This is a genomic window from Streptomyces sp. PT12, from assembly GCF_003311645.1.
GTDB lineage: Bacteria > Actinomycetota > Actinomycetes > Streptomycetales > Streptomycetaceae > Streptomyces.
On the sequence record NZ_QEST01000131.1, the window covers coordinates 76,858 to 100,024 of the forward strand.

At 72.9% G+C, this 23,167-nt stretch carries 20 protein-coding genes and 2 pseudogenes; 8 read left to right on the forward strand and 14 right to left on the reverse strand.

Going from position 1 to position 23,167, the window contains the following annotated elements; genetic code table 11:
* Positions 1 to 84: 84 nt before the first annotated feature.
* The 9 genes from DEH69_RS15090 to DEH69_RS31535 all read right to left on the reverse strand — a co-directional run bounded on the left by DEH69_RS15090 (position 85) and on the right by DEH69_RS31535 (position 10,994).
* Positions 85 to 1,020, reverse strand: coding sequence for a sigma-70 family RNA polymerase sigma factor (locus tag DEH69_RS15090; RefSeq protein WP_113687486.1), 936 nt, complete (start codon positions 1,018 to 1,020; stop codon positions 85 to 87).
* Between the two features lie 18 nt (positions 1,021 to 1,038).
* Positions 1,039 to 2,247, reverse strand: coding sequence for an NAD(P)/FAD-dependent oxidoreductase (locus DEH69_RS15095; RefSeq protein WP_113687487.1), 1,209 nt, complete (start codon positions 2,245 to 2,247; stop codon positions 1,039 to 1,041).
* Between the two features lie 181 nt (positions 2,248 to 2,428).
* A complete protein-coding gene (locus DEH69_RS15100) occupies positions 2,429 to 3,415 on the reverse strand; it encodes a hypothetical protein (protein ID WP_113687488.1) in 987 nt (328 codons plus the stop codon).
* A 62-nt stretch (positions 3,416 to 3,477) separates the two neighbouring features.
* Positions 3,478 to 4,767 (reverse strand): TRAP transporter large permease subunit, encoded by a 1,290-nt coding sequence (locus DEH69_RS15105; RefSeq protein ID WP_113687489.1) that lies wholly within the window; start codon positions 4,765 to 4,767, stop codon positions 3,478 to 3,480.
* 7 nt (positions 4,768 to 4,774) lie between these two features.
* Positions 4,775 to 5,365, reverse strand: coding sequence for a hypothetical protein (locus tag DEH69_RS15110; RefSeq protein ID WP_113687510.1), 591 nt, complete (start codon positions 5,363 to 5,365; stop codon positions 4,775 to 4,777).
* Positions 5,366 to 5,445: 80 nt separating this feature from the next.
* A complete protein-coding gene (locus DEH69_RS15115) occupies positions 5,446 to 7,587 on the reverse strand; it encodes a hydantoinase/oxoprolinase family protein (protein ID WP_113687490.1) in 2,142 nt (713 codons plus the stop codon).
* A 119-nt stretch (positions 7,588 to 7,706) separates the two neighbouring features.
* Positions 7,707 to 9,335 (reverse strand): FAD-dependent oxidoreductase, encoded by a 1,629-nt coding sequence (locus DEH69_RS15120; protein WP_113687491.1) that lies wholly within the window; start codon positions 9,333 to 9,335, stop codon positions 7,707 to 7,709.
* Positions 9,336 to 9,397: 62 nt separating this feature from the next.
* A complete protein-coding gene (locus DEH69_RS15125) occupies positions 9,398 to 10,480 on the reverse strand; it encodes a LacI family DNA-binding transcriptional regulator (protein ID WP_258534678.1) in 1,083 nt (360 codons plus the stop codon).
* Between the two features lie 196 nt (positions 10,481 to 10,676).
* Positions 10,677 to 10,994, reverse strand: coding sequence for a hypothetical protein (locus DEH69_RS31535; protein ID WP_181727441.1), 318 nt, complete (start codon positions 10,992 to 10,994; stop codon positions 10,677 to 10,679).
* 168 nt (positions 10,995 to 11,162) lie between these two features.
* Between DEH69_RS31535 and DEH69_RS15135 the strand changes: the two genes are divergently transcribed.
* The 3 genes from DEH69_RS15135 (at position 11,163) to DEH69_RS15145 (ending at position 13,800) form a co-directional block, all read left to right on the forward strand.
* Positions 11,163 to 12,779, forward strand: coding sequence for a sodium:alanine symporter family protein (locus DEH69_RS15135; protein WP_113687492.1), 1,617 nt, complete (start codon positions 11,163 to 11,165; stop codon positions 12,777 to 12,779).
* Positions 12,780 to 12,956: 177 nt separating this feature from the next.
* Positions 12,957 to 13,226: an SdpI family protein gene (locus tag DEH69_RS15140; RefSeq protein WP_113687493.1), complete on the forward strand. Its 270-nt coding sequence runs from the start codon at positions 12,957 to 12,959 to the stop codon at positions 13,224 to 13,226.
* 121 nt (positions 13,227 to 13,347) lie between these two features.
* Positions 13,348 to 13,800: a pyridoxamine 5'-phosphate oxidase family protein gene (locus DEH69_RS15145; RefSeq protein WP_113687494.1), complete on the forward strand. Its 453-nt coding sequence runs from the start codon at positions 13,348 to 13,350 to the stop codon at positions 13,798 to 13,800.
* Here the strand turns inward: DEH69_RS15145 and DEH69_RS15150 are convergent.
* On the reverse strand, positions 13,794 to 14,765 hold the full coding sequence (locus tag DEH69_RS15150; RefSeq protein ID WP_113687495.1) for an alpha/beta hydrolase fold domain-containing protein: 972 nt from the start codon (positions 14,763 to 14,765) through the stop codon (positions 13,794 to 13,796). The genes DEH69_RS15145 and DEH69_RS15150 overlap by 7 nt on opposite strands.
* 58 nt (positions 14,766 to 14,823) lie before the next feature.
* Positions 14,824 to 15,141, reverse strand: coding sequence for a putative quinol monooxygenase (locus tag DEH69_RS15155; RefSeq protein WP_113687496.1), 318 nt, complete (start codon positions 15,139 to 15,141; stop codon positions 14,824 to 14,826).
* Between the two features lie 156 nt (positions 15,142 to 15,297).
* Between DEH69_RS15155 and DEH69_RS15160 the strand changes: the two genes are divergently transcribed.
* The gene (locus DEH69_RS15160; RefSeq protein WP_113687512.1) at positions 15,298 to 16,203 is read left to right on the forward strand and encodes an AraC family transcriptional regulator; all 906 of its coding nucleotides are present in this window, start codon (positions 15,298 to 15,300) and stop codon (positions 16,201 to 16,203) included.
* Positions 16,204 to 16,219: 16 nt separating this feature from the next.
* Here the strand turns inward: DEH69_RS15160 and DEH69_RS32745 are convergent, their stop codons facing one another.
* Both DEH69_RS32745 and DEH69_RS33470 read right to left on the reverse strand, forming a co-directional pair.
* Positions 16,220 to 16,405 (reverse strand): Lrp/AsnC ligand binding domain-containing protein, encoded by a 186-nt coding sequence (locus DEH69_RS32745; protein WP_258534679.1) that lies wholly within the window; start codon positions 16,403 to 16,405, stop codon positions 16,220 to 16,222.
* 211 nt (positions 16,406 to 16,616) lie between these two features.
* A pseudogene (locus tag DEH69_RS33470) lies at positions 16,617 to 16,739 on the reverse strand (winged helix-turn-helix transcriptional regulator); the annotation flags it as partial.
* A 184-nt stretch (positions 16,740 to 16,923) separates the two neighbouring features.
* Between DEH69_RS33470 and DEH69_RS15170 the strand changes: the two are divergent.
* The gene (locus DEH69_RS15170) at positions 16,924 to 17,223 is read left to right on the forward strand and encodes a hypothetical protein (protein ID WP_258534680.1); all 300 of its coding nucleotides are present in this window, start codon (positions 16,924 to 16,926) and stop codon (positions 17,221 to 17,223) included.
* A gap of 472 nt (positions 17,224 to 17,695) precedes the next feature.
* Here the strand turns inward: DEH69_RS15170 and DEH69_RS15180 are convergent, their stop codons facing one another.
* Positions 17,696 to 18,502, reverse strand: coding sequence for a copper homeostasis protein CutC (locus DEH69_RS15180; protein WP_258534681.1), 807 nt, complete (start codon positions 18,500 to 18,502; stop codon positions 17,696 to 17,698).
* Positions 18,503 to 19,074: 572 nt separating this feature from the next.
* Here DEH69_RS15180 and DEH69_RS15185 point away from each other — a divergent pair.
* The 3 genes and pseudogenes from DEH69_RS15185 (at position 19,075) to DEH69_RS15195 (ending at position 23,164) form a co-directional block, all read left to right on the forward strand.
* Positions 19,075 to 20,235, forward strand: coding sequence for a right-handed parallel beta-helix repeat-containing protein (locus DEH69_RS15185; RefSeq protein ID WP_220131270.1), 1,161 nt, complete (start codon positions 19,075 to 19,077; stop codon positions 20,233 to 20,235).
* A 44-nt stretch (positions 20,236 to 20,279) separates the two neighbouring features.
* Positions 20,280 to 21,377, forward strand: a pseudogene (locus tag DEH69_RS15190) (polysaccharide lyase family 1 protein); the annotation flags it as partial.
* A 314-nt stretch (positions 21,378 to 21,691) separates the two neighbouring features.
* Positions 21,692 to 23,164 carry a glycosyl hydrolase gene (locus DEH69_RS15195; RefSeq protein ID WP_258534682.1) on the forward strand — a complete coding sequence of 491 codons (1,473 nt, stop codon included), beginning with the start codon at positions 21,692 to 21,694 and terminating at the stop codon, positions 23,162 to 23,164.
* The last annotated feature ends 3 nt before the right edge of the window (positions 23,165 to 23,167 follow it).

Genomic DNA, 23,167 nt, shown 5'->3' on the forward strand with positions numbered 1-23,167 from the left:
GGGACGGGGGGGGGAGCCGGTCGGTGGCCCGCCCCCGGCACGGGCCGATCGTCGACGCGGCCTCGAACGCACCGCGGGCCCGCCTCACCACGCCGCGACGAGCGGCGCGTCCGGCTCGCGCGTTCGCCAAGCCTCGCCGAGGCGGACGAGCCGCGCCTGGTCGGCGAAGCCGCGCATGGCCGCCACCTTGCCGTCGCCGATCTCGAACGTCACGGCGCCGACGACCCGGTCGTCGAGCACGGCGAGCAGCGCGGGGCCGCCGTTGACCAGCGCGAAGTGCAGCGCGGGCGAGCCGCCGACCAGCCGCCGCTTGGCGGGGGTGGGCATGAGGGCGGCCCGCGCGACGACCGCGACGCGCTCGCGCGTCTCGTAGCGCAGCACCGTCGTGGTCCGCCCGGCGCCGTCCGACATCGCGCTCGCGTCGTCGGTGAGCAACGCCACCAGCCGCTCGGTGCGCCCCGACGCGGCCGCGGCGAGGAACTCCTCGACGATCCGGCGCGCGGACGCGGGGTCCACCTCGCCGCCGCGGCGCGCCGTGGCGACCCGGCCCCTGGCGCGGTGGAGGTGCTGCTGGCTCGCCGCCTCGGAGATGTCGAGCATCTCGGCGACCTCGGCGTGCCGGTAGGAGAAGACCTCGCGCAGAACGTAGACGGCCCGCTCGACGGGGGAGAGGCGTTCCATGAGGATCAGCACCGCGAGGGACACCGACTCGCGCTGCTCGAACGTGTCGGCCGGGCCGAGCATCGGGTCGTTCTCCAGGAGCGGCTCGGGCAGCCAGGCGCCGACGGCGCGTTCGCGGCGCGACTGCGCGGAGCGGAGCCGGTCGACGCACAGATGGGTGACGACCTTGGTCAGCCACGCCTCGGGCACCGCGATCAGGTCGCGGTCGGCGGCCTGCCAGCGCAGGAACGCGTCCTGCACGGCGTCCTCGGCGTCGGCGGCCGAGCCGAGCAGTCGGTAGGCGAGCGAGGCCAGCCGGTTCCGGCTGGCCTCGAACCGTTCGGTGGAGGCGCTGTCCATCCCGCTCATCCCAGAAGGCTAGACGGCCACTTTCTGCGGGGAAGGGGAGAATCCCGTGGCCAGGCGGTGCTTGCGCTTCGGCATGCCGAACGTCGGGTGCGCCACGCCCCACACGGCGCCCCTGAGGATGCCCGCCTTGGTGCGCGCGGCCGTTCGGCCGCGCACCGACCAGGACTTCGCGCGCCATTCGCCGTCGACCAGCTGCATGATCCCGTCGCGCCGCCCGAGGCTGATGTGGTTGCCGTAGTAGGTGAGCGATGTGCTCGGGATCTTTCGGCCGGTCAGGCTGCCCACGATCGCGTCCACCGCCTGCCTGGCCGTGACGCCCGCCGAGGCGCAGGACATCGGCAGCGGACGGCCGTTCCTGTCGAGCGCGTGGACGCTGTCGCCCGCGGCGTAGACGTGGGGGTGCGAGAGCGACCGCATCGTTGCGTCGACGGCGATCCGGCCGGTCCCCGCGACCTCGAGGCCGCTGGCGGCGGCGATAGGGTGGGCGGCGAACCCGGCCGCCCACACGGTCACATCGGCCGGGAGTGACGCGCCGTCCGCGCCGATCGCCCGCGTCGGCTCCACGGCCTCGATGGCGGTGTGCTCGTGGACGGCGATGCCGAGCCGGTCGAAGGCGCGCCGCAGGTGGCCGCGGGCCCCGGGGGAGAGCCAGGCGCCCAGCTCGCCGCGGGCGGCGAGCGCGACCGAGAGCCCGGGGCGCGACTCGGCGATCTCGGTGGCGGCCTCGATGCCCGTCAGGCCCTCGCCGACGACCAGCACGTTCCCGCCCCGGCCCAGGGCGTCGAGGGTGTCGAGGCGCTCGCGCAGGCGCAGCGCCGACGGCCGCCCCGCAACATCGAACGCGTAGGTGGCGACGCCGGGCACGCCATGGTCGGCGATGGCGCTGCCGAGCGTGTACAGGAGCGTGTTGTAAGGGAGTTCCTGGGGGAGTCCGTCGCCGTCCCTCTCGGTCATCCAGACGGCCCCGCGCCCGGGGTCCACGGCGGTGACGCGTGCCACGCGCAGCTCCACCCCGGTGCCAGCGAAGAGGTCGGCGAGCCCCGGGCTCGCGATGTCCTGGCCCGCCGCGAGCTGGTGGAGGCGCATCCGCTCGACGAAGTCGGGCTCGGCGTTGACAACGGTGATCGCGGTGTCGGCGGGGGAGAGGCGGCGGGCCAGGGCCCCGGCGGCGTAGACCCCGGCGTATCCGGCGCCGAGGACGACGATGCGATGCTTCATGGAGTCGCTCCTGTCTGGTTCGCTTGCCCCTTGAGCGAGCCAGCTCCCCGATTCCTGACGGGACGTGGGTGTGAGGTGGGTCACCGGGAACGGGAACGGGAACGGTGGGGCGCGCGCCACCGGAAGACAGGGCCGAGCCGCCCCCGGTGGCGGGGGCGGCTCGGGGTGGGGCGGGGGTGGCTCAGCCTCGGGCGATGGCGATGCTGCCCGCGAGGCGGTCGCCCGCCTCGTAGATCATGTACGGCACCCCGCGGTCCGTGCCGAACGCCGGTGCCGCGGCCCTGCCGTTGTCGGGCGCCCCGGCCGACGGCCGGTAGAAGACGCCCAGATGGTTCCTGAGGGAGAAGTCGGCGCCCACCTCGGTGACGCGGATGGTGCCGCCGCTCGCCTTGTCGGTGTGGTAGACGACGAACGCGGAGCCGTTCCTGGTCAGCAGGTGCGGGCCGCTCAGGTCGTTGACGCCCACGTCGGAGTACCTGACCAGCGGCTGGTCCGCGAAGCTCCAGCTGCGCCCGTCGGCGGACCAGCCCCAGCCGATCGAGCGGTGGTTGGCCGTGGTGTTGATCATGAAGAGCATCACATAGCGCGCGCCGCGGTCGGGCAGCGCGTGCGGGAAGACGCGGGCGTAGGACGCCTCGGTGGTGCCCGACGGCAGCATCGAGGTGGTCAGCACGGCGCGGTCGTAGACGAAGTCGACGCCGTTGGACGAACGGGCCAGCCGGGTCGTGGTGTTCTCGCCGTGGAAGTACAGCCACAGCTCGCGCTCCCCCTCGTGCCACATCACGTGCGGGGACGAGACATGGCTGACCGAGTAGTGCGGGGACCAGTCGCGCGAGACGATCGGGTTCCCCGGGTACTCGGTGTAGGGGCCGTCGATGGAGTCCGCGTACGCCAGGCAGATGCCGCCCGGCGCGTCGTGCGGCGCGTAGTAGAGGTAGTAGCGGCCGAGCGGCGATGACAGCCGGTCGTAGACGCCCCTGACGCAGGGGAAGATGATCTCGCCCGTGGGGTTGTAGGAGAGCTGCCCCGGGGTCAGCAGCGTGCGCAGATAGGTGTAGTCGGGGAAGCCGCCGGGCGCCGCGGCGGCCGGGGTGGCGGATGCGCCGAGGGCGACCAGGCCGCCGGAGGCCGCGGCGGCGGACAGGAAGGTACGGCGGTTCACAGGCATGGGGACTCCGTCGCGTCGGTGGTACGGGTCGGGTGCGGGGAACGTCGTGCGAGGGGGAGCGTTCACAGGTGCAGCGCCGCGGTGACGACAAAGCCGCCGAGGGCGACGCACCACACATAGGGCAGCGTCCTGACCATCACCTGCTGGGGGCTGACGCCCGAGTACTGGGCGCTCCACACCGTCTGGGTGCTGGTGGGGTCGGCGACGCCGAACACCTGGTTGTAGGAGGCGGTCAGGCCGAGCACCGCTACGGCCGGGTAGATCCCCGCCGCGATCAGCACCCCGGCGATGCCCGCGCCGAGGCCGTAGACGTTCAACGGCCCCCGGTACAGGCACAGCGGCACCAGTGCGGTGAAGACCAGCACGAACAGCACGGGGTTCTGCGGGCTGACGTTCTCCACCAGCGGCTCCAGGGCCTCGATGGAGTCGGGCAGCTGCACCGCGGCGAGCAGCACGCCGATCGCCACGAACAGTGCGATGGGCGCGGCCGCCACGTCGAAGCCCGCGTAGAGGGTGCGCAGCAGGCGGGTGTTCATGTCGCGCGGGCGCGTCGTGGTGACCAGCGCGAAGAGCACGCCCGCCAGCAGCGAGGGGATGATCGCCACCTCGAAGACCAGGGCGAGCACCAGCGGAACCGCGGGCGTGAACAGCGCGTACCACGGCGCGTCACCGAGCCGTTCACGCCGGGAGGGGCGCCGGTCGGGGCGCGCGTCGAACGACCGCAGCGACCACGTGTGCTCCACGCCGCGGCGCCGGGTCTCCACCAGCACGAACAGCACGGCGAAGAAGGCGGCGAACGGGAACAGCTTCATCATGAAGCTCCGCACCGTGTCCACCGGCAGGTCGAGCGCGGTCGAGAAGAACTGCCAGATCGGCAGCTCGAACGGCATGCCCGCGGCGATGCCCATCAGGATGGTCCCCGCGGCGGTCACCTTGGGCACGCCCACCGCGATCATCGCGGGGATGCCGATGATGCCCGCGAGCATCGCGGCGGGCGCGGACCCGGTGACGGTGCCGACGAGCGCGGAGATCCCGAGGACGCCGAGCGCGACCACGGTGGGCCGGTCCCCGCCGAACTCCACGATCTTGCGGACCAGGGTGCCCGCGATGCCCGTCTCGTCGAGCAGCTTGCCGAGCCACGAGCCGAGCAGGATCGCGATCATGGTGGCGGCGAGCTTGGCCGAGCCCTCCTGGAGGACGGTGTCGAAGACGCTGGCCTCCCCGGTCAGCGGCGCCCCCACCACCAGGGCGACGGCGACGCCGAGGAGGACCAGGGCGAACGCCGTGGGCAGCTTGCGGGTCAGCATCAGCACGACGCCGGCCAGCATGATCAACAGAATGACGATTCCCATGGGTTCTTCAGTCCTCTCGCAGGGCGGCGACCGCGCGCGCCAGCGCGGCGGTCACCAGCAGCGGGCCTCTGCCCAGGCCCAGCGCGGCCCCGGCGTAGGCGTGCGCCGCTATCTCGTCGGCGCCCGCGACATGGCCGAGCAGCCGCCAGCGGCCCAGGCGCAGCACCGGATGGTCAAGGGCGACCCGAAGCCTTCGCTTCACGGCGGGATCGTGCAGCCGGTGGTGGCCCGCCTCGTGAGCGAGCGCGGCGGCGCGCACCGAACCCCTGGGGTAGAGGTCGCGCCAGCCGAGCAGCCCGATCAGCTCTTCCGCCAGCGCCACGGTGTCCACGAACACCTCGACGGTTGGCTCGGGCCTCGATCGGTAGCGGGCCAGGAGCGGAACGTCCCGGTCGAGGCCGCCCGAGCGCTCCACGACCCGGGGCGGATCGCCTTCGGCCGCGTCGGCGGCGAGATCGGTGCCGAACCGGGCGGCCGCGGCCGCCCAGCGGCGCAGCGCCTCGCTCTCGCGCCCCTCGTGGGTCGGCGTCCCGGCCAGCAGGGTGACGGCGAACGCCGTGTCGTCGCGTTCGGCCAGCGCGGCGCACTCGGCAAGCAGCCGTTCGAGGCGGGTGGGGCCGAGGCGCCGGGCCAGCGAGGCGCCCCTCGGGGCCCGCGGGCGGGCGGCGGCCGAGGCGTTCACGACCGCACCTCGAGCACCGCGACGACCGGCTCGTCCCCGGTGCGCGAGCGCAGCTCGCTGCGGGCGAGCGCGAGCAGCGGCTCGGCGTCGAGCACGCCCGACAGGTCGGCGATCCTGGCGCCGAGCAGCAGGCGCACCGCGGGGGCGCGCACGCCCCCGTCGCCATAGGACGTGGCCTCGCGCACCAGCTCCGCCAGCACGCCAGGCGCCTCGGCGACCGTCGTGGTGGCCACCCAGGCGTCGGCCGCGTGCAGTCGCACCACCCCGTCGGCGTCGAGCACCCGCACCGGGCGCAACGCCCGCCGCAGCCGCCGCCTGCGCACCGCCCCGTAGACGGTGTGCGACGCCGTGCCCGCCAGCACCTCCACCCGCTCAGGGTCCACCTTGAGGCTGGCCGCGGCGGCGCGCAGGCGTTCGGCGTCGTCCGCGCGGTGGGCGCGGTCCTGGGTGCGCAGCTCGGTCGCGCCCGTGGCGATGGCCCGCACGGTGCTGGTCTGCGGGTCGACCGTGACCTCCACCTCGACCGCGCCGGGGCTCGCGCCCTGCGCGACGACGGCCTCCTCGGCCTCGTTGCGCACCCCGAGGATCTGCTCCTGGGTGGCGCCTGGCACGATCCGTTCGATCTGCTCGCGGACCAGCGCCAGGGCCACGCCCACCGGGCTGATCACCTCGTTGTGCTCGGCGATCTTCCCCGGCAGCCCGGCGAGCGCCGCCAGGTGGGGGGTCACGGACGCCGCGCCGCCCCCGCCGCCGACCAGCACGACGGCGTCCTCGTCCAGCCGGTAGTCGCGGATCAGCCGGTCCACGACCTCCTTGACCCGGGCCGCGCCCGCGTCCAGCACGGCCGCCGCCGCGCCCGCCACGTCCGTGCCGAGCTCCCGGGCCAGCGGGGCGAGCGCCGCCGCGGCCACGGCGGGGTCGGAGCGCGCGAAGTCGCCCTCGGGGACCCGGCCGAGCGCGTTGGCCGCACAGGTCATCGTCACGGCGAAACGTCCGCCCGCCGCGTCGATCACCGCGTAGTCGTCAGGGTCGCCCTCCATGGGGCGGATCCGGGTGAGCGTGGCGTCCCGCAGGTCGTCGAGGTCGGCGAAGCAGGCGTAGGGCAGCCCGGCGATATGGGCGCTGCGCGGCCCCGCCGCGACCACCGCGCCCCCGCCGACGCGCACCATCGAGCCGCCGCCCACGCCCACCGTCCGCACGTCGAGCGCGGGCAGATAGGAGCCGCGGCCCAGGATCTCGGCGTGCCGAACGGCAACCTTGCCGCGGTGGATAACGCTGATGTCGGTCGAGGTGCCGCCCGTCTCCAGGAAGACGCCCTCGCTGACCCGTTCCCGCATCAGCGCGCCCGCCACCCCCGCGGCAGGGCCCGACAGGATGGTGAGCAACGGGCGGCGGCGCATCTCATCGAGCGACATCACGCCGCCGTCGCAGCGCATCACCATCAGCGGCGCCCGCACGCCCGCCTTCACCACCGATGTGTCCACCAGGTCGGCGGTGGCCAGCATCCTGGGCAGGATCGCGGCGTTGACGACGGCGGTGCGGGTGCGCTTGCCCAGCCCGTAGAGGGACGTGATCTCGTGCGCCGTGGTCACCGGCAGGCCCTCGGCGCGCGCCTGCGCGGCCACCGCGTCCTCGCCCTCGGGCGCGTCCACGCTGAACGGCTCGGTGGCGACGACGACTTGCGAGCCCGCCTCCTTCACCCGCGCCACCGCCTCCCGCACGGCGTCGGGGTCGCCGGGGTCGGTGAGGTGGGCGTAGCGCAGCGGCAGCCTGCGCCCGGGCGCCAGCTCCAGCTTGCCGAGCGCGGCGAGGCGCCGGGTGAGGAACCCCGAGGCCCCCTTGCCCATCCCGATCAGCCCCACGGGGGCGACATCGCCCTCAAGCAGGGCGTTGGTAGCCTGGGTCGTGCCGTGCGCCAGGAACGTCACGTCCTCCGGCGCGCGGCCGATCTCGGTGAGCAGCCGGTCAAGCGCCTCCACGATGCCATGCGCGACGCCGTCGCGATGGTGGTGGCTGGTCGGGACCTTCACCTGGCCGATCAGCTCGAGCGAGGTGGCGTCGACCGCCACCGCGTCCGTGAAGGTTCCGCCCACGTCGATGCCGACGCGCAGGCGGTGAGTGGTCCGTTGAGGGGTCATGTTCGGGGACACCTCCTTGTGTGCCATGTCGGAAGTGGGCGGTGCCGGGCGGGACAGGTGGAGCTGTCCCGCCCGGGTCTCACCGGCCACGGGGGCGGGCCGCCTTGGGCCCGGGCGTTTCAGTAGCCGCGGACGTCGGGCCAGTGGCGCTCGACGCCCGCCCGGTCGAGGACCCGGGCGAAGTCGGCGAACCGCTGTTCCTCCTCTCGCACCTGGTGCGGCGTGACCTTGGCGTCGAGGCAGTGGGCGGCGAGCGCCCCGGCCACCTCGCCGACGTTCCACTCCACGGGGTGGAGCCGGTAGCAGCCGTTGGTGATGTGGGTGGTGCCGATGTTCTTGCCCGCGGGCAGCAGGTTGGTGACCCGGCGCGGCAGCAGCGCGCCCAGCGGGATCTCGAACGGGACGGAGCCGATGTCGATGTAGTCGTCGCCCCCCGTCGAGGGGTGCAGGTCGATGCGGTAGCCGCCGACGCCCACCGAGTCGCGGTGCCTGGTGCCGCCGTAGGGGCCGACCAGGTCGATCGCCACGTCGTGCTCGGTCACGGTGGTGACCGCCTTGATCCGCCTGGCCTCCCGCACATAGGCCGACTTGGCCAGGCCGTCGCGCGTGCCCGTCACATCGGGGCGGATCCGCAGGCCGGGGAAGCCGGTGCCGCCGTCGGCCCTCGGCGCCTCGGTCTGGAGCCAGTACAGCACCGAGCGGGACAGCTCACGCGCCCCCGCCAGCGCCTCGCGCGCCACCTCGTCGCCCGCGCCCACCAGCGGCTTCAACCAGTAGTCGTTCAGCGGCCAGTTGACCAGCGTGATGTCCGAGTCGAACGCCCCCGGCCTGTGCAGCCCACGCGCCAGGATGCGCCGGAAGCCCCACAGCTCCTTGTCGCCCGCGTCCGCGCTCTGGTCGGCGGCGACGACCAGCGGGTCGGCCTGCGGATTGGGAAGGAACGAGCGCTCCACCGGCTCAAGCGTGCGCGGGTCGGGGGCGGTGAACCCGAGCAGCGGCCCCGGCCAGAAGTCCGGGCGGTAGGAGCGCCAGAACGCGTAGTCGGCGGGGCGTTCCCCCACGTGGTTCTCGCCCTCGTGGTGGGAGACGGCGAAGCACACGGTGATGCCCTGCTGGTTGAGCGGCTGCGCCTCGTCGGGCGCGTGCGGCTCGTCGAACTCCGCGCGCGCCTCGGCGCCCGTCGCGTGCTCGACGCCCGCGAGGTCGAGCAGTTCCCCGGTCTCCGTGGCGTCCAGGACATAGGGCGCGGTCACGGTGCGGCGCACGCCCTCGCGGGTGTCGAGCAGCGTCACCGCGCGCACCGTGTCGCCCTCGGCCTCGGCGGCCACCGGCCGGTGCTCGGTCAGCACGGTCAGCCGCCCGGCCGCGCGGTGCGGGGCGAGCATGGCATCGAGCACGGCGAGCGCGACGCGCGGCTCGTGGCACAGCTTGCTGACCCGCCCGGCGCCGGGGTTGAGCTCGGCGACCGCGAGCGCCTCGGAGCGCAGCGGGTACCAGCGGCGGTAGTGGTCGCGTATGTGGCCGCGCATCGCCCGGTAGGTCGCGGTGGCGCCGAACTGCTCGATCCACGGGTGCTCGTCGGGCGGCACGGCCTGCGCCGTCAACTGCCCGCCGATCCAGTCCGTCTCCTCGGTCAGCACGGCGCGCCGTCCGGCCCGGCAGACGGCGAGCGCCGCGGCGACCCCGCCCAGGCCGCCGCCCACGATCAGGACGTCGGTCTCGGTGGGTGGGCTGGTCGGTTCCGGCATGGAAGCCTCTCCTCGATCGGTGCGTGGGGCGCCGTCGGCGCCCGGTACGTGCGGTGCGGCGTTCACGGCGACGCCGGGCGCGGGGGCGGCGCCACGGTCACTCCGGGACGGAAGCCGCAGCTCACCAGGCCCGCCGATGGCCGTTCCCCTTCGGCGAGCAGGTCGGTGAGCAGGCGGACCGCGGCGGCGCCCAACTCCGCCCTGGGGATGTCGAACCCGGTGGGCTCAGGCCGACCCGACAGGTCGGCGGGCGGCGAGCCGAGCAGCGCGAGCGACACCTCGTCGGGTACCCGCAGCCCGGCCCGGGCGACGGCTGAGGTCAGCGCCCGCCACGCGTCGCCCGTGTCGGTCTCCTCCGCGACGAACGCCGTGACGCCCTCGGCGTGACGGGCCCGCACCCACGCCGCGTCGATCTCGGCGGCGGGCCGCGCGGTGCGCACGACCGTGCCGTCGGGCCCGGGCAGCCCGGCCGCGGCGAGCCCTTCGAGGAAGCCGCGCTGCCGGTCGGCCGACGCCGGGGCGTCGTCGTCCTCGCGGACCAGCAGCACCCTGCGGTGCCCGAGCCCGGCCAGGTGCCCGACGACCTCGGCGCTCGCGGTCGCGTAGTCGGCCCCGGCCCAGGCCAGCCCCTCGGGCTCCTCCCTGCGGCCGATGGAGACCAGCGGAAAGCCGTCCGCCACCAGCCGCCGCAGCGGCTCGGTGGGCACATGCCGCCCCAGGAGCAGACAGCCGTCCGCCAGCCGCACCCGGCCCAGCGCACCCGGCGCCCCCGCCCCCGCGCCGCCGCTGCTCGATCCGGTGAACAGCACCAGGTCGTAGCCGCGCGCGGCGGCCTCCTGCTCGACGCCGACCAGGAAGCGGTAGTAGGAGTGCTCGACGGCCGTGGGGAACGTGGCGGTGAAGCTGAACACCCCGAGCAGGTTGTTCCGCGCCGCCGCGAGCCGCCGCGCCGCGGGATCCGGGACATAGCCGAGCGTCCGTGCCGCCTCGAGCACCCGGGCGCGGGTGGCCTCCTGGATGACGATGCCCTGCTTGTTGCCGCCAAGGACCAGCGACACGGTCGTCTGCGAGACGCCCGCGAGCCGCGCCACCTCGGCCTGCCGAGGCCGCCCGCGCCGCGCCGCGCGGGGCTCCCTTTCGGTCACTTCTCCACCCTCCGACTAATGCGCATTAGCCAGCGCCTAAGAGGAACCACGGCCGGACTAATGCGAATTAGCTGGCACTGTGCCTGCTCCATCCGGCCCACGTCAAGACCTGTGCGCGAAGGATCTTTCCGGCCGGATCCCGGCGCCTGCGCGCCACGGCCCCGCGCCGGTCAGGGCGCGGGGCCCGTTCCGGCGCTCAGAACAGGGCGTCGGGCGCCGCGCTGTCCCCGGACGCGTCGGACGCGTCGGACGCGTCGGACGCATCGGGGTCGTCGGACGCATCGGGGTCGTCGGACGCATCGGGGTCGTCGGGCGGCAGGGGCAGCTGCGTGACCGGTGCGGGGAGCTCGACGGTGCCGAGGGAGCCGGGGCAGGAGACCAGCGCGCCGTCGGCGTCGCGGCGCGTGCCGGGCTCGTCGTGCCGCCACAGGCGCCCGTGGCCCGGGGCGCCCGGGACCGGCGCGGCCGCCACGATCCGCTCGCGGTGCGGGCACTGGGCGCGGGGCATCACCACGCCACCAGTGTGCCCGCGCCGGGCGCGATCACCGCGCCCCGGCTGCGGCATGACGGAAATCCCTTGTTCATTCCGGCATTTCCTCTTCCTCGACGGGTCGCGGCACGCATGGTAGGAAACAGGGCATTGCATTTTCGTACAAGATCCCCCACCGAAGGTTTTCGCGCTGTGGCTAGCGAGTCCTGGACCGACAGCGTTGACGAGGCCGTCAACGATTTCTTCGAACCGGTCGCCGAGTTCCTCACCGATGTCGTCTTCTTCGACGTCCGCCTCTTCGACGCGGACTTCCCTTTGATCGTGGGCTGGTTGGCGCTCGCCGGTCTGGTCTTCACCCTCTACTTCGGCTTCGCGCAATTCCGTCACCTTCGGACGGCGCTGCGATTTGTGAGTGGGAAGTATGACCAGAAGGACGCGCCGGGCGAGATCAGCCATTTCCAGGCGCTCACCTCCGCTGTCTCGGGAACGGTGGGCCTCGGCAACATAGCGGGCGTGGCGATCGCGGTCTCCATAGGCGGCCCTGGCGCCACGTTCTGGATGATCCTGTGCGGCCTCCTCGGCATGGCGACGAAGTTCGTCGAGTGCACGCTGGGCGTCAGATATCGCGAGATCGACGCGCAGGGCCGGGTGTCGGGCGGGCCGATGTACTACCTGCGCAAGGGCCTTGCCGAGCGCGGCCTCGCCGGGCTCGGCACCGTGCTGTCGCTGGCGTCGGCCGTGATGATCCTCTTCTTCGGCTTCGTCGGCGGCAACCTCTTCCAGGTCAACCAGAGCCTGGAGCAGCTCACCACCGTCACCGAGGACCACACCGACTTCTTCGCGGGCTCCGGTGGCTCCCTGCTGTTCGGCGTGGTCGTCGCCGCGCTCGCCAGCCTCGTCATCATCGGCGGCATCCGGTCGATAGGCCAGGTCACCAGCCGCCTCGTCCCGGCCATGGCGATCATCTATGCGACCGCGTGCCTGATCGTCATCGGGTTCAACGTGACGGCGGTGCCCGACGCCGTCGGCGCCATCGTGAGCGGCGCGTTCAGCCCCGAGGGCGTCACCGGTGGCGTGATCGGCGCGCTCATCCAGGGCTTCCGCCGCGCCGCGTTCTCCAACGAGGCGGGCATCGGCTCCGCGCCCATCGCCCACTCCGCCGTGAAGACCAAGCGCCCGGCGAGCGAGGGGCTTGTCGCGCTGCTCGAGCCGTTCGTCGACACCGTCATCATCTGCACCATGACCGCGCTGACGATCGTCATCGCGGGCGGCCCCCTCTACGACGCGGCCCGTGACACCGCCGCGGGCGGCGGCGACCCGGCCACCGCCGAGGGCATAGCCGCGGCCGGGGGCGACCCGGGCATCGCCATCACCTCCGACGCCTTCGACACCGCGCTGCCGTGGTTCCCCTGGGTGCTGACCCTGGCGGTCTTCCTCTTCGCGTTCTCCACGATCATCACGTGGGGCTACTACGGACTCAAGGCGTGGACCCACCTGTTCGGCGCCTCGCGTGCCAGCGAATACCTCTACAAGGGCGTCTTCTGCCTCCTCACCGTCGCGGGCGCGCTGCTGTCGCTCGGCACGCTGGTGGACCTGGCGGACTGCTTCCTCTTCCTCGGCGCGGTCTTCAACATCATCGGGCTGTATCTGCTGGCGCCTGTGGTCAAGCGCGAGCTCAAGCGCGCCCTCGCGTATGCGCGGCGGCGCGACGAGGGCTGGACGGAGGAGCAGATCGACGCGGCGGAGGCCGCCGAGGCGGCCGAGTCCGCGCCCACGGCGGCGGCGCGCCCGCCAGGCGACGGCGCCTGAACGGCCCGGAGGACACGAGGAGACACCCGAGGAGACACCCGAGGAGACATGGGGGAGACACTGTGGAAGAGGCGGGCGCGCTCCTCTCGGCCGCCATCGGTCTCGCCATGCTCTCGGCGCTGACCCACGTCATCAGGAACGCGGCGGCCAAGGGGACCCTGGAGAGAAAACGGGGCGATCGGGCTGCGCACCAGGGTCACGCGGTCATCGGACACCGCGTGGAACGCGGGCCACAGGGCCGCGGCCCCCTGGCTGCTGGCCTGCGCCGTGACCGGATACGCCATGGCGGCGGGAACGGCGGCCGGGGCGGTGGCCGCGATGTCCGGCGGCTGGGTCCACCCCGCCCTCTGGGTCTGCCCGGGGGCGGGGTTCGTGGCCGTGGTCGTTCTGCTGATCGCGGCCACGGCCGTCGCCGACAGGCACGGCAGGGACGCGGCCGAACGCTGAGCGCCGCGGGCCGTCGAGCGCCTCCACCCACGCCCCCACTCCGGTGAGGCCGGACGGACACGCAGGTGATCCGGATGCTCACCCATGGGATGGCGGGAGTCGGCCGTGTTCCATCGGCGCCATGAGCAACGGCACCCCGAGCACCGACGCCACCGACGCCGGTGCGCTGACCGCCCAGGACCTGGCGTTCCTGCGGCGCCCCCTGCATGGATTCCTTTCCGTGGCCGCGGGGCCGCTCCCCCCGCAGCCGCGGCCCGTGTGGTTCGAGGCCACCGCCGATGGCACGATCCAGCTGTTCACGGCCCCCGACTCGCTCAAGGCGCGGCGCCTGCGCCGCGACCCGCGCGCCTCGCTCGTCGTGGCGGCCCCCGCAAACGAGCGTGAGCGCTGGGTGTCGGTCGCCGGACGCGTCACGGTGGAACCCGAGGGCGCACACGACCTCGCCGCGCGCCTGGCCGCGCGCTACTGGGACCTCGACGACCCGGCCCGCGCCGACGACCTCTCAGGGATCCTGGCCGCGGAGCAGGTGCGCCTGGTCATCCGCCCCGAGGCCGTGCGCCGCTTCGCCTACTGACCTCCGCCGCGAGCGCGCAGGACCCTGGCGAGCCAGTCGTCGCGGGTCCTGCGCGCCGTCACCGAAATGCGGGCCCCGGGGTAGAGCGCGTCGAATCCGTGGAACCCGCCCGCCCAGACGTGCAGTTCGGCCTGGCCGCCCGCCGCCAAGACGCGGGTGGCGTAGTCGGCGTCCTCGTCGCGGAAGACCTCGGCCGAGCCGGTGTCGACATAGGTGGTCGGCAGGCCCGATAGGTCGTCGGCCAGCGCGGGCGAAACATACGCGGGCACCTCGTCGTCGGCGAGGTCGCCGAGGACAGCGCGCCAGCCGAACGCGTTCATCTCCCGTGTCCAGACCCCGGGTTCGCCGGAGAACTGGCGGCTCGACGTGGTGGCGTTGCGGTGGTCGAGCATGGGGCAGATCAGCATCTGTGCCGCGATCGCCGGGGCGCCGAGGTCGCGGGCCATCAGGGTGACCCCGGCCGCGAGGCCGCCGCCCGCGCTGGCACCGGCGACGACGATCCGGGCGGGGTCGACGTTCAGCCCGGCGGCGTGCTCGGCGGTCCACAACAGCCCCTGGTAGCAGTCGTCGACCAGGGTGGTGCCGGTGGCCTCGGGCGCGAGCCGGTAGTCCACGGAGACCACGACCGCGCCGAACGCGTCGAGCCAGCCCAGCGGGATGTCGATCTGCGAGAAGCGGTCGCCCATGACCATCCCGCCGCCGTGCATCCAGTAGACGCAGGGCGCCGGGGTCGCCGGATCGGCGTTCGCCGGGCCGAATACCGAGAGCGGGATCGGGGTGCCGTCCTTCGCGGCAACGGTCACCTCGCGCCGCTCGACCGGGCGCCGCCCGAGGAAGGACTCGACGGGCGGCGGCGGGAGTTGGCGCAGCCGCGCGAGAAGGTCCGCGTCGAGCCCGGACATCAGGGGCATGTCGGCGAGCAGTTCGCGCAGCTCGGGGTCGATGGCGGGTCGTGCCGTGGTCATGGCGGTGCCTGCTTCCGTGTCGGTGGGGCGGCGTTCGTCGGTGGTGTGGGTCAGCCGGTCAGAAGGCGGCCTTGCCGCGGATCGGCACGTGGTCGGTGTACGTGGACTCCGCCGCCAGCAGCCCGCCGATCCGCGCCACGATGGCCTGCGCGGCCTCGCCGTCGAAGATCCGATGGTGCTCCTCCTCGCTGGTCCAGCCCTCGGTGACATGGACGACATCGGGGTCGGACGACGAGCGGGAGACGAGGTAGACGACGCAGTGCTCGCTCGCGCCGGGGCTGCCCTCGTCGAGGCCGGTCAGCAGCAGGTCGACCAGCTGGTCGCCCATCCCGGTCCTGGCGGTCAGGGTGGCCTGGAAGCCATAGGTGACGTTCATGGGGGCCTTCTTCCTGGATCTCTTCGGTGGTGATGAGGTGTGCTGATCCCATTCAACGGCCTGACCTGGGGAAACGTTAGAGCGATGCTCCTTCGTACTTGCTCGATCCTCTCGTCCATGGGAGCTTGTGCCCGGAGTGGTGGTGCAATGGGACGCATGCACCTCGAAGAGTTCCGCGCCCTGCTGGCCCGCCACGCCAGGCCCGACTGGACCACCCCGATCGACGGCGTTCTCATCTCACGGGTCGACCGGTCGGATCCCCCCGCGCCCTCGATGTCGGGGACGGTGCTCGCGGTCATCGCCCAGGGCGCCAAGCGCCTCGCGCTCGGCGACAAGGTGTTCGAGTACCACGCGGGCCAGTACCTGGTCGCCTCCGTCGACCTGCCCGTCACCGGCAGCTTCACGGACGCCAGCAGGGAAAGGCCCGCGCTGGGCTTCGGGCTCACGCTCGAGCCCTCGGCCGTCGCCGAGCTGCTGCTCCAGGCCGGGCCCGAGGACACGCCACGCGGCGGCGGCGCCGCGTCGACCGGCATCGCCGTCAGCGACGCCCCGGGCCCGCTGCTCGACGCCGTCGTACGGCTGCTGCGGCTGCTCGACGAGCCACGCGACCGCGCGGTGCTCGCACCGTTGATCAAGCGCGAGATCCTGTGGCGCCTGATCACCGGCGAACAGGGCGGCATCGTACGGCAGTTGGGCCTAGCCGACAGCAGCCTCAGCCATATCGCGCGGACGGTGCGCTGGATCCGCGAGCACTACGCGCAGCCCTTCAGGGTCGAGGACGTCGCGCGCCTCGCGGGCATGAGCGTCTCGGCGTTCTACCGCAACTTCCAGGCGGTGACCGCGATGAGCCCCATCCAGTTCCAGAAGCAGATCAGGCTCCAGGAGGCCAGGCTCCTGCTGGCCACCCACCCCGGCGACGTCACCGGGGTCGGCCAGCGCGTCGGCTACGACAACCCCTCGCAGTTCAGCAGGGAGTACCGCCGCCAGTTCGGCGCGCCCCCCAGCAGGGACGCCGCCCGCCTGCGCGACACCGCGCGCTCCCCGGCGGGCGTCCTCGCGTGAGGCGGCGCGCCGACCCTCAGCGGCCCTTGGCCGTGCCCTGGTCGCCGAGGCGGTCGATGACCCCGCAGAGGCGGAACGGCAGCAGCTCGCGCATCGCCAGCGCGGTGCGGGTCCGCACGATGCCGGGGCAGGCAAGGATGCGGCCCGCCACGCGGTAGAGGTCGTCCGCGTCGACGGCGATGACGCGGATGAGCAGGTCCATGTCCCCGCTGATCCCCGTCCACCTCGATCACCTCGTCGATCTCCGCGAGCGCGTCGCCCACCTCGGTCAGCCGCCGCTGCTCGACCTCCGCGGTGACAAACGCGGTCAGCGGATAGCCAAGGGCCGCGGGGTCGATGCGGTACTCGAAGGAGCGCAGCACGCCGCCGCGCTCCAGCCTCGCAATCCGCGCCTTGACCGTGTTGCGGGAGAGCCCGAGGCGCTGCGCGAGCGCGAGCACCGTGGCCCGCGGCTCCCCGGCCAGGGCGCGCAGGATGCGGGCGTCCGTCGCGTCGGCGCGCGCGCCGCCGCTCTGCCCACCGCTCCCGCCGCTCACATCGCTCTACTCGCCGCCGTCCCCACCGACCCCGCGGCGCGAGAACGCCGCCGCCAGGTCACCGCGGGCGGATACGCGCTGCGCCGGACGGAACGGCCCGCGCTCACCGTCGTCGCCGCTGCGCTCTGCCTCGTCGAGGCCGCGGCCTGAGGAGAGACCGGCACAGGTCGCTCGGTAGGCTGCCATGGTGGTGATCCGAGACCTCTACAACGTCAGGCCGCGGCCCGCCGATGGCGCCCCCACACCGCTGACCGACGAGGAAGAGCGGCGCTACCGTGCCGTGTTGTTCAGCGAGCTCGGCAACGAGATCGCCGACCGCGGCTGGGCGCGCTACCCCGCGTACACCCCGGAGGAACGCCGTCGGCTCTTCGACGTCGCGCACCGCCTCACCGCCCACTGGGGGCAGCGGGTGCTCGTGGCGGTCGAAGACCCGTGCCGCGTCAGGCTCCACCTGGCGGGACACGAGGCACCGCCCCTCTCCTGAGGCGTGTTGGGTGAGTGGCCGGGCTGTGGCCGTTCGCCGGAGTGGCGGTGATCGTGAGCATGCGCCGCGGGAAAGTCCGGTGCATCGATGAGATGATCCGCCAGCTCCTCGAGTGACCGCCGCTGGACCGATCGTGTCGAGGACGTGTTCAGGTGTGAGCGGGCGGCCTTCGCTGTCGGAATTCCGATGCCAGTACCGATCCCGGCCAGCCACGACACGCTCGCTCACCGAGGGGTCGAGGGTGAGAAGGAGCCCGAAGCGCCGGTGTCGGCAGCGTACGCGTGGGAGATCGGTGAGATCCTCGGCCGTGGGCCGACGAGTTCGCCTCTCACGTCGAGACGTTCCTCACGATGGCCACAGTGACAGTGACTGGCCCTAGATGATCACCCCTTGGTTCGAATCTGGCCGCGCGGACCAGCGCATTCGAGCTATGCTCGGGCTCATCTCTCCCGGGACCAGCGGTACCGGCCCTTCACAACGGACCCTGAGCCGAACCCCCGGGCGCGCGGGCCGCGTTCATCAGGGCGCGGACCTCGGCCGGTCCCGTGATGCGGCGCGTGTACTCGCCCCTGCTCAGCGTTCCGCCCATCAGGGCGCGGGAGTTGCGGTGGGTCGCGGGGCTCTCGACCGTCGTCCCCGCGCTGAAGTGGATCTCCCGCGCGCCGGTCAGGCGCAGGACGCGGGTGACGTTGCGCGCCGTCACGCCGCCGCCCGGCATCACGATGACGCGGTCGCCCGCCGCCCTGACCAGCCGGGCGAGCAGCGGCGCCCCTTCGAGCGCCGAGATCTCCTGGCCCGACGTCAAAACGCGGTCCACGCCGAGCTCGACCAGCCTCTCCAACGCCTCGAACGGCTCCCTCGCCATGTCGAACGCCCGGTGGAACGTGACCGGGCGGCCGTCGGCGGCGGAGAGCAGGCGTCGGCACACCGCCATGTCGACGGCGCCCTCGGCCGTCAGGGCGCCGAGGACGATCCCGTGCGCGCCGAGGCGGACCGCCGTTCCGATGTCGCGCACCATGGCGTCCACCTCGTAACGGTCAAAGATGAAGTCCCCGCCGCGCGGGCGGATCAGGACGTTCACCTCGATCCCTCGCGCCGCCTCGACGACCGTCTCAAGCAGACCCGCGCTCGGCGTGACGCCGCCCTCGAACAGCGCGCTGCACAGCTCGACGCGGTGCGCCCCGGCGTCCCTCGCCGTCACGGCGCCGCGCGCCGAGTCGACGCACACCTCGAAGCGCGGGCTCACCGGCGCCCCGCCGCGGGGAGCGGAATCGGCCACCCGGCCACGGCCGGGGCGAGGCCGCGCCCTGGCGGCCCGGGGGCGTTCATGGACGCGTGGCTCATCGTTCGATGGCTCATCGTTCGATTCCAGCTCCCTGCTCGGCGGGGTCCGCTGCGCGGCCGACGCCCAGGGTAAGGCCCCGGGCTGGCCGCGCCGCTGCCGGGCCGCACCCCCGGGGGCGCGGGGGAGAGTTCGCGCCGCAACGGGCCGGGGACTGCGCGGGATTGTCCTCGCGGTGCGCGGAATCGTGCCGATTCCCGCCCCTACGCTGGTCGGGCCATTCACATGGCCCGATTGGACCGAGGGACCCTCGCGTCCAGGAGGGCAAGCGCTTACCGGCCGAGGTCGCACTTCTGGGAGCCGCCCCACCTCGCGCCGTTCACACCCCTCACCGCCCCCCACATGTCCGGTGCCCCGCGCGTCCCTGCCCTTGGTCAGGCCGGGATGCCCCGTGGACTTCCCCGCACCGGACCTCGCACAGGAGAGATGAGTCCATGTCACGTACCCCCGTATTCCGCCGAGCCCGTCGTCGGTACGCCGCCGCGACGGCCGTGTCACTGTCCGGCGCGATGGCCGCCTGGCTGCTGGGCGCGGGCGGCGCGGCCGGTGCCGCAGAGCCCGCAGCCGACCCCGCAGCCGCGCCCCTGGCGCAGGACGCGCTCTACGCCGCGCCCGACGGCAGCGAGAGCGCGGCCGGAACGGAGTCGGACCCCACCACGCTCACCGCCGCGCTCGACCGCGTCGCCTCGGGCGGGACGATCTATCTGCGCGGCGGTTCCTACGGCCTCGCGGAGACGGTCACCATCCCGCAGGGCAACGACGGCACCGCCGCGGCCCGCACGACCCTGTCCGCCTACCCGGGCGAGACCCCGGTGCTCGACTTCTCGGCCCAGAGCGAGGACCCGGCGAACCGAGGGCTCGCCGTCAACGCGTCGTTCTGGCACGTCTACGGCATCGTCGTCGAACACGCGGGGGACAACGGCATCTTCGTCGGCGGCAGCGACAACGTCATCGAGCGCACGGTGACGCGCTTCAACCGCGACTCGGGGCTGCAACTCTCCCGGGCCACCTCGGACACCCCCGAAAGCGAGTGGCCCTCGAACAACCTCATCCTGAGCGCGGTCTCGCACGACAACGCCGACTCCGACGGCGAGGACGCCGACGGCTTCGCGCCCAAGCTCACGGTCGGCCCCGGCAACGTCTTCCGCCACACCGTCTCGCACAACAACATCGACGACGGCTACGACCTCTACACCAAGTCCGACACCGGCCCCATCGGGGCGGTGACCATCGAGAACTCCCTCGCCTACGGCAACGGCACGCTCAGCGACGGCTCGCAGGCCGGGAACGGCGACCGCAACGGCTTCAAGCTCGGCGGCGAGGACATCGGCGTCGACCACGTCCTGCGCGACAACATCGCCGCCGACAACGGCAAGCACGGCTTCACCTACAACCGCAACACCGGCTCGATGGCGGTGTCGGGCAACGTCAGCGTCGGCAGCGCCGAGCGCAACTTCAACTTCGACGGCGGCTCGTCGGTGTTCCGGGACAACGTCTCGTGCGACAGCGGCTCCAACGACAGGACGATCGGCGACGCCGACTCATCCAACCAGTTCTGGTCGGGCGAGAACGGCCCCGCGTGCTCCGCCTACGCGGGCCAGCTCGACTGGTCCTTCGCCGAGGACGGCAGCCTGCGGGTGACGTTCGGCGGCGCCCAGGTCATCAACTGACCGGTCCCACACCCTTTATCGTCAAGACGAAAGGCGAGCCGAGCATGAAACGATCATTCGCGCTGCGATTCCACGCGCTGCTGGCCCTGATGGCCGTCGCGGTCGCGACCGGCGTGGTGCTCTCCACCTCCGAGGCATCGGCGGCGGCGGGCACCGCCACCGGCTACGCGAGCCAGAACGGCGGCACCACGGGAGGCGCGGGCGGGCAAACGGTCAGGGCCACCACGGGCACCGCGATCCACACGGCCCTGTGCGAGCGGGCGAGCGCCGACACCCCGATCATCATCGAGGTCGAGGGGACCATCAACCACGGCAACACCGAGAAGGTGTCGGGCGACAGCTGCAACACCGCCGCCGGGGTGATCGAGCTCAAGCAGATCAGCAACGTCTCGATCATCGGGGTCGGAAGCGGTGCCGTCTTCGACCAGCTGGGCATTCACATCCGTGAGGCCAGCAACATCATCATCCAGAACGTGACCGTTCGGAACGTCAAGAAGTCCGGCTCGCCCACGTCCAACGGCGGCGACGCCATCGGCATGGAGAGCGACGTCCGCAACGTCTGGGTCGACCATGTCACCCTCGAGGCGTCGGGCGGCGAGTCCGAGGGCTTCGACGGCCTCTTCGACATGAAGGACAACACCCAGTATGTGACGCTTTCCTACAGCATCCTGCGCAACTCAGGGCGCGGAGGGCTCGTCGGGTCGAGCGAGAGCGACCGCTCCAACGGCTTCATCACCTACCACCACAACCTGTACGAGAACATCGACTCCCGCACGCCCCTGCTGCGCGGCGGCACGGCCCACATCTACAACAACCACTATGTGAACCTCTACGAGTCGGGCATCAACTCCCGCGCGGGGGCCAGCGCCAGGGTGGACAACAACTACTTCGAGGACTCCAAGGACGTCCTCGGCACGTTCTACACCGACGAGGCCGGATACTGGCAGGTCAACGACAACATCTTCGACAATGTGACCTGGTCGAGCCCGGGCGAGGACAACAACCCCGCGGGCCCCGACCCGCAGTCCACCACCACGGTCAGCATCCCCTACTCCTACACCCTCGACGACGCGGCGTGCGTGCCGGGCGTCGTGAGCGAGACGGCGGGCGCCAACAAGGGCCTGCGTGAGTCGGACGGCTGCTGACCCAGGACCAGGACCAGGACCAAGCCCCGGTCCCCGGCCACGCGAGGCCGGGGACCGGGGCTTGGCTCCCCGGCCGCCGGGTTGGCCCTCACGGCCCGTGGCGGCGGTGGCCGATGAGCTGGTCGGTGACATCGGCGACGTTCCCGGCCACCCACACACCTGGCGCGGCGGTCGCCCCGCCGTTCGCGCCGCGCCCGCCGTTCGCACATTCTTGACGCGTACATAACGCCACCGCCATCATGGGAGCGCTCCCAAGTCGCTTCCCCCCCACCCCGCGGGCCCCCGCCCGCCTCCCCTTCCCGGAGGCCCCCGTGCCCCGTTCACCGTTTCTGGCCCGCCCCGCCCCGGTGCTCGTCCTGCTGTTCGCGCTGCTGATGGGCCTGCTCTCCGTCTCCACCGGCTCTCCCGCCGCGGCCGAGCAGCCGCCCGCCCCCGTCGTATACGAGGCGGAGGACGGCGAGCTGAACGGCGTCGTCGTCGAGTCCTCCGCCGCGGGCCACTCGGGCACCGGCTATGTCACCGGCTTCGACGCGGCCGAAGACTCCGTCACCGTCACCGTTCCCGACAGCCCGGGCGGGCTGCACGACCTGACGCTCCACTACCGTGGCCCCTACGGCGAGAAGGTGGCCTCGCTGCGCCTCAACGGCGAGGGCGCGGGCGATGTCACCCTCCCGGCCACCGACGCGTTCAGCACCGTCCCCGCCGGGCGGGTGCTGCTCGACGAGGGCGTCAACACCCTGTCGATCGTGAGCAACTGGGGCTGGTACGAGATCGACGCCATCAGCCTCGCCCCGGCCGGGCCCCGGCCGCCCCACCAGGTCTCGGGCGTCCCGGTCGATCCCGAGGCCACCCCGGAGGCCCGCTCGCTGCTGCGCTTCCTCACCGACGGCTACGGCGAGCACGTCCTCAGCGGCCAGCAGGACATGGCCTCCCTCCGGTGGGTCGAGGACAACGTCGGCCGCACCCCGGCCATCGCGGGGCTCGACCTGATGGACTACTCGCCCAGCCGCGTCGAGCGCGGCACCACCTCCACCGAGGTCGAGAACGCCATCGCGTGGGACGGGCGCGGCGGGATCACCACGTTCGTCTGGCACTGGAACGCCCCCACCGGGCTCATCGACGAGCCGGGCAGGGAGTGGTGGCGCGGCTTCTACACCGACGCCACGACGTTCGACGTCGCCGCGGCGCTGGCCGACCCCGCGTCCGAGGAGTACGCGCTGCTGCTGCGCGACATCGACGCCATCGCCGAGCAGCTGCTGCGCCTCCAGGACGCCGGGATCCCGGTGCTGTGGCGGCCGCTTCACGAGGCTGAGGGCGGCTGGTTCTGGTGGGGCGCGCACGGGCCCGGGCCCGCCAAGGAGCTGTGGCGGCTGATGCACGAGCGGATGACCGAGGTCCACGGGCTACACAATCTGCTCTGGGTGTGGAACTCCGTCGACCCCGAGTGGTACCCCGGCGACGACGTCGTCGACATCGTCAGCGCCGACTCCTACCCGGCGACCGGTGACCACGGCCCTGTGAGCGCCACCTACGAGGCGCTGGTCGAGCTCGTCGGCGACGAGAAGCTGGTCGCGCTCACCGAGACCGGCTCGATCCCCGACCCCGAGCTGCTGCGGGCGTACGAGGCGGACTGGGCCTGGTTCACCACGTGGAGCGGCGAGTTCATCCAGGACGGGGCGCACAATCCGCTGCCGTTCCTCCAGGAGGTCTATGACGACCCCGGCGTCATCACTTTGGATGAGCTGGGCGACTGGCGCTCCGCCGAGCCAGCGGCGGGGCGTTGACCC